This window comes from Faecalimonas umbilicata (assembly GCF_042846195.1).
Lineage (GTDB): Bacteria > Bacillota > Clostridia > Lachnospirales > Lachnospiraceae > Faecalimonas > Faecalimonas umbilicata.
On sequence record NZ_AP031411.1, the window covers coordinates 2,805,411 to 2,823,311 of the forward strand.

A 17,901-nucleotide genomic window follows, 5' to 3' on the forward strand; every position below is an offset into this window, starting at 1 on the left:
CTTTTACCTCCTTGTTTCTTCTGATACTCTTACTTTAGCAGAATGTTTTTCCCATTTCTTTTAAAACAAAGAGTCTTCCTTTCAAAAACAAGAGATTCTTCTATATTCATTTGGAGTCATTCCCGTCATCTTTTTAAATACAGTCGAAAAATAAGTGAAATTATCGAATCCGACTGTTGTGGCTACTTCACTGACTCTATTCCCTCTCTCCAGAAGCTTCTTTGCCTCATTAATTCTACATTCCGTAATAAAGTCTTTTAAAGATTTCCCCGTTTCCTGCTTGTAAATTTTCGCTATATACTCTGCCGAAAGATGAAATTGCCGTGCAACTTCATTTCTGCCAATATCCTCGTGATAATGTTCTATGATATAACGGTCAATCTGTTCACTCAGAGTATACTGTCGTTTCACTTCCTCCTCATATTCAATCACACAGTCCATTAAAAAACTGGCCCAGCGCATGAGATCCGCTGCAGATCGAGAGGTATTTTTCTCCAGTTCCCTTAGATCCTCATTAGAAAAAAGGGGTGTCGTCCGTATCCCTTTTTTGCCAAAATAAGCATAAATCGCCTGGAGGATTTCTTCTTTTCCCCTTTTCAATTCTTCTGCCTTAAGTTTTCTTCCACAGTCCCCATCAGAAATGCAACTTTTCAAGTAACTTAAAAATCTCATCTTTTGTTTCGTTTCCAGCAAACTTTCTATCTGCTCAGGATTAAAAAGATTTTGCAACATCTTTCTTTCCCTCACATCTTCTTCGTGAAATATCATTCCACAATATCCTACGTTTTCCTCAAGAATTTTCTTATTCTTTTTATAAGTTTCATACAATTGTTCCAAAACGATTTCCCGGCTGATACAGATTGTAATCTCTGTACCAAACATATTTTGAATGTCCCTTCGAAGCTCCCTACACTGTCTGTTTACATCATATGAGGCATGTACCTTATATATTGTTGTAATCACATAACAGTCCCCTTCCGGATAGGAAAGTATACATTCATTTTCTGGATTCCCACATAATATTTCGGAATGAATATTCTCTATAATAAACAACATTAATCCCTGATTCATCTTCTCCTGATCTGGTCTGGCAATTTTGGAAATCACCAGTCGATAACTGGCGCCTGCATCAATATTTAGCTGCTTTTCTGCAATAGATTCTGCAGCTCCCCTTCCTGTCAAATGCCCGGAAATCATTTGATTCCAAAATGCAAGCTTCATTTGTCTCGAATTGCGTTTTGCCCATTTCCCATATTCACTCTCAGCAATTAATTGCTGTCTTTCCTTAATCTTCAGGACAATCTTTTTAAGCGCCACCTCCATAACATTGATATCAAAAGGTTTTAATAAATACTCTGACGCATGATTTTTCAATGCTTTTGCAGCATAATCAAATTTTTCATAACAAGTTAAAAATAAAAACTCTCCTGGAATTTCATTTTCCCTGATCCATTCCAGCAAATCAATTCCCGAACCCTTTGGCATTTCAATATCACTTATAATAATATCAACATTCCGTTCAGAAAGAATTTCCTTCGCACGACTGATATTATAAGCTGTAAATATCTCTGTAACTCCCAGACTCTTCCAGTCTATTGAATTTTCTACTACATCCACTGTTGCAATATCATCATCAACAATCAAAGCCTGCATTTTTCGTCATTCCTTTCGTACTTTTATCCAATACTATCTGTCTTAAGATTCTTTTATTTCCTGAATCGGCTGCTTTGGAATCCAAAAATAATTACAGCACCCATGAGGTACTGTGTTCCCGATTTCAAACAGATCATCCCTCTCATACATCAGTTCCAACATTCTTTTTATACTGATAAGACCAATTCGTTCCCCATTCTGAGGCTTCTCATGTCTTTCACCTGTTTCATATAGAAAATTTTCAAGGACTTCCTGCGGATATCCACCCCCATCATCTTCTATCGACAGACATAACATCTCCTCTCCCTTTTCTTCCCGTACTTCTGCTTTGATCAGAATTGTCAGAACCTGATCTACTTCGACCGCATATTTATATTCATTTTCAATCACCGTATGTATCAGCATCTGAGGTATCTTCCACATTTCCAGTTCTTTTGGTATATCAATATAATAAAATACACAATCCGGATAATTTAGTTCCTGCATCTCAAAATAATTTTCAATATGGCGTATTTCTTCACCAAGAGTCACCGTATGGAGACCTGATTGAAACATATACCGGATATTTTTTGAAAGTGCATCAATATATCTCTGTATTTCTCGATTCTTTTCTCTCTGACTTAGACTAGAAATCGTTGTCATAGCATTCAAAAAGAAATGTGGTCTTATTTGCAATCTGACACACTTTAATTCTGTCTCCTGCAAATCAATTTGTTTTTCATAACTCTGAATCCGTAAATTCACTATCTCATCTGCCAATTCATTAAAGGTGTCTTTTAAAAGTATAAATTCACTGCTTGTAAACTCATCCCGAATTCTCAACGTATATTCCCCATCCCTCATTCGTATCATCGTTTCCTGCATACGCCTAGTTGGAAGAATCAGTTCTCTTCGAATAAATCGCAACATTACAATCGAATACACAGTCAATGTTAAAATTACAATCATCACTAAGACCATATTCACTTGAATCTGTCCCCAAATAGCAGACATACTAACATACGCACATATTTTCATTCTTCCATCTGCTAGTTCGTAGCTTGCTTTCTGTGCCAACTTTCCCAATACCTCTTCGGGATTTTTCCCAATTTTCATACCTGGTATATTCTCCCCCAAAGTACTCTGGATTCGCTTTTCATTATCAAGCAATACTACTGTCATATCATTTAGCTCATCGTCATGTACATTGTCCATAAATCTATCAACAGAAATAAAAGCTCCTACTGCACGCCCCTGCCAAATGTACATCTTATAGAGATATCTAGTCGTTCCTATTACCTCTATGCTCCACTGAGCCTCCCCTCTTTCCTTTTTTGCACCTCTGCTCACAAAATCTCTAAGACTTGTTTTATTCTCTAAAGAAATTTGTCTGTTTTCATAGTCTAAACATACTCCATATATGCTATCTGCCATAACAACCGCATCCACATAGTCATCATAAGCGGTCTGTTCCTCTATCAAATTCTTAAGTCTTACCGATGCATAGTATCGAATCGCTTCATTCTCACTCTGCAAAAGTGTATAGTCATCATTTGCATAGATAAGACGCTCCAAAAGCATATCTGCATTATTAATCTTATTTTCCAGCTCCCGCCCATAGATCTGGATTAAATTTTCCATACCATCTCTCAGATTTCCTACTGCTGTATGATAAGAAAAAAACAAATAGGAAAAGAATACCACCAACAGCAAAATAAAATGTACTGTCATCATAAAAAATGCCTTTCTGATCACAGATTTCTTTTTCATAATCTCATCACCTCAAATCCACATACTTGTCTCTATTTTATAATACACTAACCTACCTGAATACACATTCAACAATAAGACATTTTCTTTCAATTTAAAAGTTTTCTCTCTTTTTTCACAAAAAATCAGGGAGCATATCACATTTCTGATGCTCCCTTTTCACTATTTCAATACAACTTCTTTCATTATCCCTGATTTCAGCAAAAATCCCATATTTTTTGCACATTGTATTCCAACTATTTTCGCTTTTCCAAGTACTTCTATACACCCTTCCCCATAGGTACTTCCAGCTGGTATATCTATATCTGCAAGTTCTGCTTTCTCTGTCCCAAGAAGCGCAAATGTTGTTTTCGGACAAAGCATCAAAAGTGTATGTTCATCTGAGTACTCCTGTGCTTCTTTCAAAAAATCATAAGTAAATCCTTCTACCATCTGCTCTGCCATCTTCGGGCCAAGTATATTCACTCCTCCAGCTGAGTCTGCATAACTGATGAAATCTACCCCATATTTTTTTGCTTCTTTTATATATCTCAAAATTTGCGTACCAACTTTTTGGAATACAGATTTCATAAATTCGAAATCTTTACGCATTCCTTTAAAAATTTGTTTAATATCAATCAACACATTGAGAATTGTAATGGGGCCTGAAACTTCAAGCATCACATGTTCTCCTTGTTCGTGCAGAATCTGACAGGCCTGAAGAACTTCCTGAATTCTTCCTTTTGTAAAATCAATTTCATTGATTTCCCCAAGCTCCTTATAATCTGTATAAAGATATTCCTTTGCCCGGGGTCCTGCAACTTCATTGCCGAGTGTGATGATTCCTCCCATAGCTTCTCCTTCTACGGTATGGCAAAAAGGCAGAACACAGATCGAATTTCCTTGTTTTTCTTTTTGCCTTTTGGAAAGCGCAGCCATCTTGTCGGCATGTAAATATACATCAGGAAATGTAAACCCCAGTTCTTCCACGATTTTGGAATGCTCTAATACACCATTATCGTAGGTACATTTAAAATCTTTAATGCTGCTCATAGTTCTTACTCCTACTCTATTTCACATTAGGGAAAATCAAACATTCAGAAAACAAGCGTTCATAATTTTCTGTTGCCCCTAACTCCATATAATCCATCTGTCCGGCCAGTTCTTCCATTTCTCGTTTTACTTTTGCGGACATCAGAGCCATATAGGCCCCTGTCTTTGAAGAGTTTCCTACATAAACAAGCTTTTCTTGTACTTCTTTTGGAATGATTCCGGTTCCCACCAAACTATCCGCAGGAAGATGTGCTCCAAACTGCCCCGCAATCATAACTTTATCCAAATCTTCCATTTGGATTCCAGCTTTCTTAAGAAGCGCTAAAAATCCTGATAGAATGGCTCCTTTTGCAAGTTGTACCTGCCGAATATCTCCTTGCGTAATCAAGAGTTTTTGTTCTTCCGATAAAATAAATTCTCTTTTTTTCCCATTTTCCTGCAGCATGTGAAAACGATAATCCGATTCTTCTAATTTATTTAGCTTGATAAATGCTCCTTCTTTTCTGACAAGACCGACTCTCAGCAATTCCCTTACAACTGCTAAAATCCCACTTCCACAAATGCCGATTGGCTTTTCATTTCCAATTACTTTCCATTCTATTCCGGATTCTGTGATCGTCACATCTTCAATAGCACCTTCTGCTGCCCGCATCCCTGAACTGATATTCATGCCTTCCAATGCCGGACCTGCTGCACAAGAACAGCAAAGCAATCTGCCATGACTGGATAATACGATTTCCCCATTCGTTCCTATATCTATAAATAGCACATTCCCAGATTCTTTTTGAAGCTGACATACATAAGCTCCTGCTACAATGTCGGCTCCAATATAAGCGGATACCGATGGCAAACAATACAGTCTCGCCCCTTCTGCTGCACATAATCCAATTTCTTTTGCCCTGATGTCTTTTCCACGTACAAACACAGGCGCATACGGAGATCTTCCAAGTGATGTTGCAGGAACCCCAAGTAACATATGCATCATTGTACAGTTCGCTCCAACAGCAATTTCATAAATCCACTCTTTGGATACTTCTGACTGGCAACAAATATCCTCTATCATCTCATTAATAGAATTTACCAATGCCTTTTGCAATTTTTCTACGCCATCTTCAGGATGCTCTAACTCATAAGTAATACGGGTCAACACATCCAGTCCAAAATGCTTCTGTGCGTTAATCATGGATGCATGTGCAAGTTCCTTGCCGGTAAGCATATCAATCAACGTGCAGACAACTGTCGTTGTTCCAATATCAACCGCAACCCCATACATTTTTTCCGTCGTATTGCCCTCTTCTATTTGAATCACTTGATTTCCATGGAGTACAACCGTCACCTGTCCCGGAACAAACTGCCTCATCTGGAGGCATCCCAGCTCTAGACTTGCTTTCGGGATCTGACGCAGAATCTGATCCTCAAAAGATGTTTGATCTTCCAAAGTTGGTTTTTGAATTTCCACCACAATTTTTTGAATATCCTGATCGAACGCAAAGGAAGGGATATAGCCTCCCGTCAGCACTTGATGCTTCCTTTCCTTCTGCATAAGCTCTATCTCCAAATCTGTTTCCGGTTTTACAAGGCAGGAAAGTCTGACTCCATTTTCCATCTCCTCTTGCTTTAATAACTTCCGTTCGGTATCTTCCGGTTCCGATAATTCTCCTTCCAGAATTCGCACTTTACACTTCCCACAAAGTCCTTTTCCATTACAAGGATTATCTACGAATATACCTTCTTCTAAGAGAACTTCTAAAAGAGTTTTTCCTACTTCATATTCATATATGTTACCAGAAGGCTGTACTTTGATATTAGGCATTTTTCATCTCCTCTTCTTTCCACTCTTCCATCGTTTCCATTTTTTCAAATGCTTCTTCGTCCATCTTTAACGTTTTTAAAATCGCCTGAATATTTGCAAGAGGTGACTTTGTCCCCAGTCCACATGCTGGAGAAATGATATCAGAACCGCTTTGCACACAAAATTTTGTCAGCTTTTGAACTCTTTCTTCATCTCCAAACTCTAATGCGAATGTACTTACATTTCCCATCAATACTCGATCTTGGAGATTCTTTCTGGCTTCTTTCAATGGAACGATCGCATCAAAGCTCAACGCATCTGAATGCACTTTATCAATCTGCTCATATACACTTCTCATCTGCCCACAAATATGTACAATCGTACCTTTTTCTTGATCTTTGATTCCATCCAAAAGCATATTCAGATATTTTACCGCATACTCCTCAAAAAATTTGGGTCCGAGAATCTCTCCCGTTCCGCTTGGATCAGAAATTGCGATCACATCTGCGCCGTTTTCAATCATCGCATTTGCAAAGGCAATCAATTGTTCTGTCACAAAAGTCATAAACTGATGTGCTTCTTCTTTGTGTCTTCTCAAATCTTTATAAAATCCCACTGGATCGATCACAGAACTGGCCACACTTACCGGTCCTACTAAGTTTCCAATGATCGGAACATCTAAATTCTTTTCTTTTAAAATACGGATTGCATCCAATACTACTTTTGCTCTCCCGCATTCCAAATTGATCGGAGATGATTTTTCCCATTCTGTTACAGATGTTCCCGCATATTCCGTTACATGTGGTTCAAAAATCTTAGATCCTAACGTTACTTTTGCACCCAGTTCTTCTGCTTCTATTGTCATACAAAAAGGAACTCCTACGTTTTCAAAGCAACCATGTTGATAACTTGCCAATGCCAAATCTGCCATCATCTGTGCATCTGTATGCGCTTCCGGCCATGTAACTCCACAAGCATCCATGAGATCTGTCGTGATCATATTCATCATTCCCCCAGGACAGATACATGGCGGACGATCCACTTCTTCCTGTCTCAAAGCGCGTTCCAAACGTTCTTTTTCCGTAAACATACATTTTCCTCCCATTACTTACGCAAGATCTAATAATCTTTTTGCCAGTTTTACAGCTTCCACTGCATTCACGGAATATCCGTCCGCTCCTATTTCATTCGCAAACTTCTGTGAAACCGGACTTCCACCAACCATGACTTTTACTTGATCACGAATCCCTTGTTCCTTTAATTGCTCAATCACCGTTTTCATTCCAATCATTGTAGTTGTCATTAGCGTAGAAATACAGATTAACGGTGCTTGGATTTCTATTGCTTTTTTTACAAATGCTTCCGGTGGAACATCTCGTCCTAAGTCATACATCTCAAATCCAGCTGTATCCATCATGATCTTCACCAGATTTTTCCCAATATCATGAGTATCTCCCTCTACAACTCCAATTACCGCCTTCGGTTTTTCTCCGCTTTGTGCACTTTCAGGAAGGTGTGGACGCAGCACTTCCAATCCAGCATACATAGCATCCGAACAAAGAAGAATATCTGTTACAAAATACTCTTCTTCATCATAAAGATCCGAAGCTTTATTCATACCATCTACAAGACCATCCATAATCCCGTCAAATGCCGGATAACCTGCTGCAATATATTCTTCAGCAACGTCGACTACCTCTTCCTCTTCCATCTCCAATACACATTCCGACAGTTTTTCTAATAATTCTTCTTTTGACTTTGCCATTTTCATTTCCTCCAAATTCCATTCCCTTTTCATAAAATATAAGCTTATCTTTTCTTCCCGTATAATCTAGCTGCTTCCATAAACCAATCTACTTTTTCAGGTGAAGTTCCGTCCGGAATATCACAACCAGTAGTAAGATGAAATCCCTTCTCAGCAGAACTTCCAAGTTCTATGCATTTTTGAACATCTGCAAAAATCTCTTCTTTTGTACCATTCAGCATGCTCTGTACAGGATCTACATTGCCGGCAATTGGTACTTTTTTTCCTAATTCTCGCGCAGCCCTGTCCAAATCCACAATATTGTCTAAGCTAATTTCATTTAACTGATATTGTTCGATATACTTCCAAATACTATAGGTAGCCCCACACATATGAAGAGATACTTTCTTTCCAGTTCTCTCCAGTGCATAGTCTGTCAATTCTTTTGTATAAGGAAAAACGAATTTCTCATATAATTTTGGTCCGATCAGCGCCGGATTTGCCACAGGATCTGCCATCGCAATTCCTACGCCATATTGTGCAAATGCATCAATACAGCTCTTTTGGGAATCCACAATAATGCGAAGTAATTTCTGCACTTTATCGCCATTTCTTCTACAATCGCGTAAAAGCAGCTCAATCTCTCGCAAAAATGATGCAATTGTAAGGGGACCTCCAATGCTTATCTCAACAGGAACAATCTCTCCTGCAGATTCTTGGAGCATCTCTGCTGCCTGTAAAAATCTTTGAATTACCAAATCATTTCTTGCATTTACAGGTTCTAAGTATTCTAATTTACTGTAATCATCCAAAACAAGACTTCCTTGTTTCTTATCCGGAACCTGATCTGCTAACGCATCTGATATCCCTCTTGTATTCGGTCCGATTCCTAATCTGTCAAAGCCGAATCTCTGATAAGACATCAGTTCTGCTTTTACCATATTTTCTGCAGAATCCCAATATTCTTCCGGTGTCATTCCCCCTACTTTACATCTGACATTGCCTATAAATGGTACACTCGGTATTCTGTCATAGGATAAGCCATGCTCGTATGCATAGATACGTTCCAATGGAGTCATTTCATCCGCATTATGTTTTTCCAATCTCATAATTACCCCCTGCCTTTCTCTTAAAGATTATCATGATTTTCAAACAGTATCAATCGTTTCCTATTTTCATTTATAGATTTTTTCTATATGTAGTAACTTCTTATTGCTTTTATCAATTTTACTTTGTCTAAAAATACTTCTACAATAGAAAGTGTGAAACTTATTTCTATAGGAGGAAAAACTAATGAAAAAGAAACTTTTAAGCTTGTTGCTTTGTACTTCCATGCTTGCAACACTTGCAGCTGGCTGTGGAAGCAAAGCCAAGGAAGCAGACAAACCAAAAGAAGGAGAGCCTACTACACTTACTATGTGGCTGCCTCCTCTCGATGAAGACACAGAAGGAAACTTTAAGAAGCTTCTTGCCGGATGGGAGAAAGAAAATAATTGTACTGTAGAAATGGAAATCATTCCATGGGGTTCTTATGAAGAAAGATGGTCTACAGGAGTTGCAGGTGGAGAAACACCTGATATCGGTTATATGTATGTGGAAATGTATCCTACTTATATCTCTTCCGGACTTGTAACAGACTTATCCGACATGGTTGAAGAAGAAGATTACAAAGAATATCTCTTCCTGGATCGTGGTGAAATGATGGGTGGATTATACGGTGTTCCTATCGTAACCGGTGTACCATTCGTCCTTTATTATAATCAGGATATTTTAGATTCTATCGGGGAAAAAGCTCCTGAGACATGGGAAGACTTTGCTCGTATCTGTGAAAAAGCTACAAAAGACACAGATGGCGATGGTAAGATTGATCAGTACGGATATGCTGTAGGTCTTAATAGTGGAAGTATGAGTAACCTTTATGTTTTAAATTCTTATATGTATAGCTTATTATGGCAGGCTGGCGGAGATATCTACACAGATGATCTGAAAGAAGTAGCTTTCAATGGAAAAGCTGGTGTAGAAGCCTTAGAATTTTTCAAGAGTTTACAGCCATATATGCCAGAAAATGCAATGTCACTTTCTGGTCAAGATGCATTCTCTACAGTATTTGCAGAAGGCAAAGCCGCTTTTGGTGTAACTCGCTCCTCTGCTTCTAATGAAACAACCTTTGCAAAAGATTACCCAAATCTTAAAAACTGGGACTACGTAACTTCTTTGAAACATAAAGAGTATGGTACATTCGGTGCTGCTGACTGTCTCTCTGTAATGTCTACATCCAAACAGCCTGAGCTTGCACTTGATTTGATCAAATACATTACAGGTCCTGAGTTTATGACAGAATATCACAAAGTAGCTCCAGGTGCCCCTCTTACAGCAAGCGAAGAATATGTAGGAGATCCTAAAATGGAACGTATCGTTACAGAAGATCGTGATAAATGGCGTCCATTACAGGCTGGTCCTTGCGGAAGCGAAATTCTTGAAAACTACGCAGCTCACATTCAGGCTGTCATGGAAGGAAAACAAGATGTAAAGGCAGCATTAGATGAATCTGCATCCTATGCAAACGACTTGTTAAAAGAGTACTACGCGGAAAACGAATAAAAAGAATCGAGGCACTTATGAAAAAAAAGAAAGGACTATCCGTCCTTGCGCCTTATCTTTATATCGCACCAATTGCAATGATCCTGCTTACTTTTGTAGCGGGGTCATTGATTCTTGCAATATATTTTAGTTTTACAAAATATAATATCATCACACCGGCGCAATTTAACGGATTATTTAATTATCAAAGACTATTTCGTGACTCCAAATTACATCTTTGCATTATCAATACTTTAAAGATTGCTGCAATCATCGTGCCATTTGAAATCGTAAGTTCTACTCTTTTTGCAATACTAATTTCTTCTCGTAAAGATACCGTGCTTGGAAAAATTGCAAAGGCAGCCCTTTTCGTTCCTGTGCTTTCTTCCAGCGCTGTTATCGGTACTGTTTGGAACACAATTTTAAATGGTGGACATCCGGCAGTAAAAGCAATCTTTGGTGTATTTGGAATTGATCCCACACTTCTTCTTGGCAGCAGTAAAACTGCTTTTATTGCCGTCGCCTTTATCATTGTATGGAAAGGTATGGGCTATTATATGGTAATCACGCTTGCTTCTCTTACCTCTATTTCGGATACTTTTTACGAGGCAGCCAAAGTAGACGGCGCTACAAAATGGGATTGTTTAACCAAAATTACATTACCACTTTTGAAACCTACTATTATCATGAACATTTTTTTATCAACGATAAGTGCTATGCAAGTGTTTGATATGGTCTATACTATGACCGGAGGCGGTCCATCAATGTCTACTACAACATTAAGTATGTACGCATATCAACTCACTTTCAAAGGAAACAAAGCCGGATATGCTATGGCCGTTTCCAATGTACTGATGTTGATTGTTTTAATCATCGTATTATTCCAACAACGCTTTATTAAACACGAGAATTCAGAAATATAAAAAGGAGAACATGAAATGAAAAAGACATCTCGTTTACTAGTTGATATTTTTCTAATCATCACAATCTTACTGTGCATTCTTCCTTTTTTATACATGATTCTCATGTCATTAAAAAGTACTGTGAATGCATATGATTTTGATTTTGCTTTATCAAAACTCACCTTAAAACATTATAAAAATATTTTTACAAACTCAACATTCCTACGCTATTTTTTCAATAGTGTATTTGTTGCAATATCCGGTGTGCTTCTTACATTATTTACAAGCTGTACTGCTGGTTTTGCATTTGCGAAATTAAAATTCCGTGGAAATGATAAACTTTTCTTTCTGCTGATTTTATCGATGTTAGTTCCATCGGGTGCCATACTTGTTCCACTTTACTTAGTCGTACGTGGTCTTGGCTGGGTCAATACGTTCCGCGCTCTTATTTTACCTCTGCCAACTGCTTTTGGTGTATTTGTTATGAGAAATGCTATTATGGCTATTCCAGAAGAACTCGTTGAATCTGCAAAAATAGATGGAGCTACTACCAGTAAAATTTTACGGACTGTCATTTTGCCTTTGGTAAAATCTTCTATGCTGACAGTCGCAATTTTCACATTTATTGGCGCCTGGAATAACTTTACATGGCCACTCATTATCACTACTGATGATGCTTATCGTACACTTCCACTTGCTTTAAAAGCAATGCAGACACAATACGATACGGATATCGGACTTACAATGGCTTGTGCAACCTGTACGTTCCTTCCTCCATTTATTTTCTATTTGTTCTTACAATCCAAATTTGAAGAAGGAATGTCCATGAGTGGACTCAAAGGATAAAAAAAATGTTGGAATCATGATGACAACTCATGTTCCAACATTTTTAATTTTTTAGGAAGCAGAACTTAATCTTGCTATTTCTTTATTTACTTTATTTCGTAATGCAATCAAATACATATCTGATTTTGGATATCGCTTAAATGTAAGTGGTTCATCCAGATCTTCTTCGATTAATTCCATTACATATTCTTTACTTGTTAGGCTTTCTAACAATTCCAATGCTCGCAAATCTGTTAATGCTTCGTAATGAACCATCATGCGAATGGATTCTTCCGGATGCCCGTCTGCTCCCGGATATACAAGGAATGGATCACCTGCCGGGAATCCATTGGCTGCATCTGTCACCTGATATGGATTAATGTGTTCATAAGAATGCTGACTATTGTAGAAATTATACCCCCAATGTAAAATGCCAATAATGTCATATTTATACAGCTGAATTCCATAAATGCGGTTTCTGGCAGATGGCATTGACATAAACCGGTTACTTACTTCGTAAAACTGTCCTGTACAATAATATGTCCACATGTCTGTAAGACCATGTTCTAAAAATTCTTCAATCTCGTTATTTCCCGGAATTGGTTTGCTGATCAAACCGTACTTATAAAATTCATAGCTGGAAAGTGCATCAAATGTATGGAATCCATCTAACATATTGCCAAGAGATTCTTTTGCAGCTTTAAAAGTCTCCAAGTGTTCTTCTCTTGGTTCATCTGAAATATGGAAGTATGTCACTTCTGCAATTCCCCACTCTTTTAACTTCTCAACCAGTCTCGGAAGAAATGCCTGTAAAAATCTTGTATATTCCCCAACTGCCGGTGTGTGCCATCCAAAAATCCGCTCTTCTTTTCCATCTACGAGAGCCATAACTTTTGGTGCATACTTTGCTCCCCATTGTGAGAATAGATGAGACATTTCATAGTATTCGATCCCACACTTTTTACAAAGGTCTACCCAGCGTTTCATTTTATCAAACCCAAAATGATATTCGCCATTCTTCACTTCCACCTCGATGAGCTGAGTCGTTGTACGATCATTGCCCACTTCCATATCTAACGGATAGGTAAACAATGGAACCATCATCATATTACATCCTCGATCTACATACTCATGGAAGTAATTTTCCAGTATCTCCCAATGCTTTTCTGAAAAAACATCCACATGATAATAGTCTGCAAGGCAATCTGCGTGGAACCATTCCGTATGCATAATTTTCTGTTTTGGAAGATGAACGCCGATCACTGTAATTTTTCTTTTTGCAGAACATATTACAGCATCATCTTTCACAAGCTGAATTTCAATCTCATAGTCTCCTGCCGGAATTTCATCCGTCAGTTTCACATCGATCCACAAACTACTCCACTGATGAGAGCGGATAATTACTTTTCCATCTTTGATGTCCTTCAACAAATCCGGATAGAGTCCTGATGTCGTTTTTAAATAATTATCATCTACAATTCCATTTGTAGCACGTCCCACTGGAACCTGTTCTACCGTTCGAACACGTACATACTCAGCGATTGGTGAAATGACTTTTACATCTACGCGTTCTCTCAGAAAATGATTTCCGGTATATGCAACCTGATAGGATACGGTCTCGTCCCAAAGTCCACTTAATTTTACACATTCTGGCCGATACACCGGTTCTTCATCCGGAAATACCTTCACCAAGGAGCTTAACACTTTCATCTGATACTTTACTTCTCTTTTTTCTCTCATTGTTTTATTTTCTCCTTTTTTCTTCTCATCCTATTAAAAGTATAGCATTATTTTTTTAAGAAGTATAATTGATACATCCTATATAAATATAGTTATTATAGTCTTTTTCTATATATTTAACTATTTTATATAAAATGAAACTTCACTTCCCTGTGATCTAAATCCAAGATCTGCTGATGCTTGCTAAAGTCGTTTCTTTTTCTTATATTACTTCCTATATTTTTGTCAGGTTCCCCCATTCGTTTTCCTTCTAAAATATAATAAAAAAGAGCAAAAATGATGTCTATTTTCTTCATCATTTTCACTCTTTCTCTAATATTCCCTGCGGGAATCAAACTCACAACTAGTGCTTAGGAGTGACAGTCACCCTTGTTTTTTGATACACGCTTTTGTCAGCTTGTGGTTCGAAATCCTCTGCATTTCCTAGCTTTATTAGCTATGGGAATGCTATCGTTGTTAGCCTAAAATCGACCTCTGCCACCTTAAGTTGAGGATGATTTATTAGAAAAAAATTAGATTTTTCTAATCGAGGTGATAGTACTGAATTGCAGCTTTTTGCAACGTCTTGTAGCCAACAACTATATTCAGGCTATCAATTCCACATTTTCGCTGCGGAATTGATAATATATTCAATTGTAAATTTCAGTAACACGAGAATCTCGTATTGGTATCATTATACACCATTTCTCATGCTTTGTGGAAAAAACTTTCAGCCACCGGCAAGCATGATTCCTAGTTTGTTACAGTAGACGTTGACACATCTTCAAAAAGAGTGTTGCGTAGTCTAAATGACTCATTTTTAATCCAGAATGAAAGTGTAAAAAAATTAAAATTCCAAACTATCTGCATTCAAAAGGAAATACTTCATACCCATAATAACAAAACCCTCATCATTTCTCCAAGGTTTCTTGCTACCATTCACAATGACAATCTTCTTGAAAGAATCTGGGATATTACGCAGAGAATTGAATTCCTGAGTCTGCTTTTCTTCCGAAGTCATGTCATAAGCAACCTGGATGTAATATCTCTGGTTACCTTGGTTTACCACAAAGTCAACCTCCAGCTGCTTGCGGACACGCTTACCTTCTTTATTCTTATCAAAGATCTCCACAACACCCACATCAACATTGTAGCCACGGATCAGCAGCTCGTTATAAACAATGTTCTCCATAATATGAGTAGGCTCCTGCTGTCTGAAATTTAGACGGGCATTTCTCAGTCCCAGATCAGTAAAGTAGTATTTCAGATTCGCACCAATATACTTTCTTCCCTTAATATCGTAACGACTTGCCTTGGAAATCAAAAAGGCATCCGCTAAATGGTCAATATGGTTGGAGATAGTTTTATTGGCATAAGTCATCTGGCGCTCACTGGCGAAGGTGTTGGCAATCTTCGATGGATTGGTCGGTGCGCCGATTGCAGATGCAAGTATATCAACCAGAATGCCAATCTCATCTACGCTCTGAATCTTGTTTCTTTCAATTACATCTTTCAGATAGACATTGGCAAAGATGTTCTTCAGATAATCTGCTTTCTGTCGCTCGCTCTGGAAGCCTACAACCTGCGGCAATCCTCCATAGATCATGTAGTCATCCCAAGCATCGTCGTAATCACCGTCATAGACAGAATAAAACTCTGCAAAGGAGAGGGGATAGATTCTGATCTCATCACCTCTGCCACGGAACTCGGTCACAATGTCGCTGGACAGGAACTTAGAGTTACTTCCGGTAACATACACATCAATATTGCTCAAGCGAAGCAGGCTATTCAGCACTTCCTCAAATCTTGGCATGAACTGTACTTCATCCAGAAGGAGATAATACTTCCCATCGTCTTTCATAGTATCTTTGATGTACTTGAAGCACACCTTGGGATCTCTTAATTCCTCATTTTCGATACCATCCAATGCAATCTCAATAATATGGTCAGTATCAATTCCGTTCTCCAGTAAATATCTCTTGAAGATAGTAAACAGCAAGAAGGATTTACCACATCTACGAATGCCGGTAATCACCTTTATCATTCCATTATCTTTTCGCTCAATCAGCTGCTGTAGATAAGCGTCTCTTTCAATTTCCATTATTACGCTCCCCATTTCTGTGTATTTGCACATTTTTTAGTAATGATATTCTATCACAAAGCAAGTTGAATTTCAATAACCATTACTATTTTATGTACATCTGCACACTTTTATGTACTGAATTTAGATGTTTTTATATTTTTCGATTGAAGTGTCCAAAATTGATACTCTAAATGAATGTATAATCTGATGACCACTCTGCAAATGTAGTATTAAACAATTCTCGCTGAAATGTCTGATCTCCTCTATAAACTTGATTTCTGAAATATCGAAAAGAAGATTTGGAACGGATTCTTTCTGACGAAGGGATTCTCCTAAGACTAAACAGAAGGATCCAAGCAGAAGGATCTTTTGGTGAACTGAAACAGGATATGCAGTTTCGTAGATATTTAAGTCGTGGTACATCAAATGTTCTTGCGGAAAGTGTATTGCTTGCAATGGCAAAAAACGTGAACAAACTTCATAACAAAATCCAAAACGAGAAAACAGGAAGACATTTATTTCCATTGAAGAGTGCGTAAATTTTAAAACTCTAAATATTTTTATAAAACTGTTTTAGAGCTGTATTAAAGTACGGCTTTTTTGTATTCTCTAATCTTTTTCACTAGAAAAAAGATAGATATATAGCCCAAAACATCAAAAGGGAAGCTGCCGCTTCACGATTTGTTAAGAGTACGATGATCTGTATTTAGACGAAGATGAGGAATATGTGTATGAAGAAGAGTAAAACAAAAAATACCTATTATTCAAATTGATATTGTTCTGCTTGAGGATTATAATTAGTATACTGAAGATAAAGGAGATTTATATGGACCAGACAATTAATTATTACAATCTTAATGCAAAAAATTTTATAGAGAACACACAAAATGCGGACATGCATATACCACAGAATCGTTTTATACGACTATTAGATGAAGGTGCATCTATCCTTGATTTTGGTTGTGGTTCTGGTCGAGATACGAAATATTTCCTTGAAAAAGGCTATGATGTAACGGCGACGGATGGATCAGCAGAGCTTTGCAAATTGGCCAGTGCCTTTTCTGGGGTTGATGTAAAGGAAATGTTATTTCAAGATCTTGATGCCATAAATGTGTATGATGGAATCTGGGCGTGCTCTTCCATCTTGCATTTGCCAAAGAAAGATCTATCTTCTGTATTTTGGAAGATGTGCAGTGCGCTGAAGGATAACGGCATCATTTATACCTCCTTTAAATATGGTGATTTTAAAGGGAAACGTAATGGTCGTTATTTTACGGATTTTAGAGAAGATACGTTTCAAGAATTCATAAAAGAAATACCTGAGCTTATTGTTGAGGAACAGTGGATTACTTCCGATGTCCGTCCAGGAAGGAGTGAAGAGAAGTGGCTGAATTTAATTCTTTGCAAGGGGAATATTTGTTAAATGTTGATGGTAAATATTACAACACCTTGGATATTTCAGGCTTTTCTCAGATGATGAAGAATCCCTCGTACTGTTATAAGTTTTACTGGTTGGAAGCGATTGTCAATATTCTCTCTGAAGGGACGCAAGATACAACATTTGGAGAAATTATTGATGAGATGATTTGCAATGCATGGTATTCCGTAAGAGAATTTCATATTCATCTTAGCGGACTGCAGGCAGATGGATTTGTAAGAGATGGTTTGGAGAGAGCAATAAACTACCGAAATGGGACCTATTTTTTGCAATCTTTGCAGAAAACCAATACGATATGTACAGTTTAATTCATGAGAAAGAGGAATTGCATAAGCGGTTTGAGGCTTGCTATCGAGACAACTTGCATTCCATTTGGGCGGGACA

The 17,901-nt window shown here is 37.7% G+C and carries 15 protein-coding genes and 1 pseudogene; 6 read left to right on the forward strand and 10 right to left on the reverse strand.

The features are described 5' to 3' along the window. Positions 1-81: 81 nt before the first annotated feature. From ACGG81_RS13470 to ACGG81_RS13500, 7 genes are all read right to left on the reverse strand, one after another. The gene (locus tag ACGG81_RS13470; protein ID WP_117500558.1) at positions 82-1,653 is read right to left on the reverse strand and encodes a helix-turn-helix domain-containing protein; all 1,572 of its coding nucleotides are present in this window, start codon (positions 1,651-1,653) and stop codon (positions 82-84) included. Positions 1,654-1,695: 42 nt separating this feature from the next. Next, on the reverse strand, positions 1,696-3,402 hold the full coding sequence (locus ACGG81_RS13475; protein ID WP_349160549.1) for a sensor histidine kinase: 1,707 nt from the start codon (positions 3,400-3,402) through the stop codon (positions 1,696-1,698). A gap of 162 nt (positions 3,403-3,564) precedes the next feature. After that, positions 3,565-4,434: a uroporphyrinogen decarboxylase family protein gene (locus ACGG81_RS13480; protein ID WP_117577526.1), complete on the reverse strand. Its 870-nt coding sequence runs from the start codon at positions 4,432-4,434 to the stop codon at positions 3,565-3,567. Positions 4,435-4,450: 16 nt separating this feature from the next. Then, positions 4,451-6,247 (reverse strand): ASKHA domain-containing protein, encoded by a 1,797-nt coding sequence (locus tag ACGG81_RS13485; RefSeq protein ID WP_390108829.1) that lies wholly within the window; start codon positions 6,245-6,247, stop codon positions 4,451-4,453. Next, entirely contained in the window at positions 6,240-7,316 is a 1,077-nt protein-coding gene (locus ACGG81_RS13490; RefSeq protein ID WP_008977260.1) for a methylcobamide:CoM methyltransferase MtbA, read from the reverse strand. The genes ACGG81_RS13485 and ACGG81_RS13490 overlap by 8 nt, the downstream gene beginning before the upstream one ends. Before the next feature lie 18 nt (positions 7,317-7,334). Beyond that, on the reverse strand, positions 7,335-7,991 hold the full coding sequence (locus ACGG81_RS13495) for a corrinoid protein (RefSeq protein WP_009263492.1): 657 nt from the start codon (positions 7,989-7,991) through the stop codon (positions 7,335-7,337). Between the two features lie 44 nt (positions 7,992-8,035). Further along, entirely contained in the window at positions 8,036-9,079 is a 1,044-nt protein-coding gene (locus ACGG81_RS13500; RefSeq protein WP_008977263.1) for a uroporphyrinogen decarboxylase family protein, read from the reverse strand. A 184-nt stretch (positions 9,080-9,263) separates the two neighbouring features. On the opposite strand from ACGG81_RS13500, the gene ACGG81_RS13505 reads away from it, so the two are divergent. From ACGG81_RS13505 to ACGG81_RS13515, 3 genes are read left to right on the forward strand one after another with little or no spacing between them, the layout of a single operon-like run. Further along, on the forward strand, positions 9,264-10,571 hold the full coding sequence (locus ACGG81_RS13505) for an ABC transporter substrate-binding protein (protein WP_009263493.1): 1,308 nt from the start codon (positions 9,264-9,266) through the stop codon (positions 10,569-10,571). Positions 10,572-10,588: 17 nt separating this feature from the next. Then, positions 10,589-11,473 carry a carbohydrate ABC transporter permease gene (locus ACGG81_RS13510; RefSeq protein ID WP_116441003.1) on the forward strand — a complete coding sequence of 295 codons (885 nt, stop codon included), beginning with the start codon at positions 10,589-10,591 and terminating at the stop codon, positions 11,471-11,473. Positions 11,474-11,488: 15 nt separating this feature from the next. Then, positions 11,489-12,298 carry a carbohydrate ABC transporter permease gene (locus ACGG81_RS13515; protein ID WP_008977266.1) on the forward strand — a complete coding sequence of 270 codons (810 nt, stop codon included), beginning with the start codon at positions 11,489-11,491 and terminating at the stop codon, positions 12,296-12,298. A gap of 51 nt (positions 12,299-12,349) precedes the next feature. Here the strand turns inward: ACGG81_RS13515 and ACGG81_RS13520 are convergent, their stop codons facing one another. The 3 genes from ACGG81_RS13520 to ACGG81_RS13530 all read right to left on the reverse strand — a co-directional run bounded on the left by ACGG81_RS13520 (position 12,350) and on the right by ACGG81_RS13530 (position 16,097). Further along, positions 12,350-14,017 (reverse strand): DUF4091 domain-containing protein, encoded by a 1,668-nt coding sequence (locus ACGG81_RS13520; RefSeq protein ID WP_008977267.1) that lies wholly within the window; start codon positions 14,015-14,017, stop codon positions 12,350-12,352. A 125-nt stretch (positions 14,018-14,142) separates the two neighbouring features. Beyond that, positions 14,143-14,316 carry a hypothetical protein gene (locus tag ACGG81_RS13525; protein WP_156790846.1) on the reverse strand — a complete coding sequence of 58 codons (174 nt, stop codon included), beginning with the start codon at positions 14,314-14,316 and terminating at the stop codon, positions 14,143-14,145. Between the two features lie 527 nt (positions 14,317-14,843). After that, positions 14,844-16,097, reverse strand: a complete 1,254-nt coding sequence (locus tag ACGG81_RS13530; protein ID WP_270602112.1) for an ATP-binding protein — start codon at positions 16,095-16,097, stop codon at positions 14,844-14,846. Positions 16,098-16,354: 257 nt separating this feature from the next. Here ACGG81_RS13530 and ACGG81_RS13535 point away from each other — a divergent pair. From ACGG81_RS13535 to ACGG81_RS13545, 3 genes and pseudogenes are all read left to right on the forward strand, one after another. Then, a pseudogene (locus ACGG81_RS13535) lies at positions 16,355-16,618 on the forward strand (transposase); the annotation flags it as partial. A gap of 287 nt (positions 16,619-16,905) precedes the next feature. Next, the gene (locus ACGG81_RS13540) at positions 16,906-17,502 is read left to right on the forward strand and encodes a bifunctional 2-polyprenyl-6-hydroxyphenol methylase/3-demethylubiquinol 3-O-methyltransferase UbiG (protein WP_270602111.1); all 597 of its coding nucleotides are present in this window, start codon (positions 16,906-16,908) and stop codon (positions 17,500-17,502) included. Beyond that, entirely contained in the window at positions 17,463-17,825 is a 363-nt protein-coding gene (locus ACGG81_RS13545; RefSeq protein ID WP_270602110.1) for a hypothetical protein, read from the forward strand. The genes ACGG81_RS13540 and ACGG81_RS13545 overlap by 40 nt, the downstream gene beginning before the upstream one ends. Positions 17,826-17,901 lie beyond the last annotated feature (76 nt).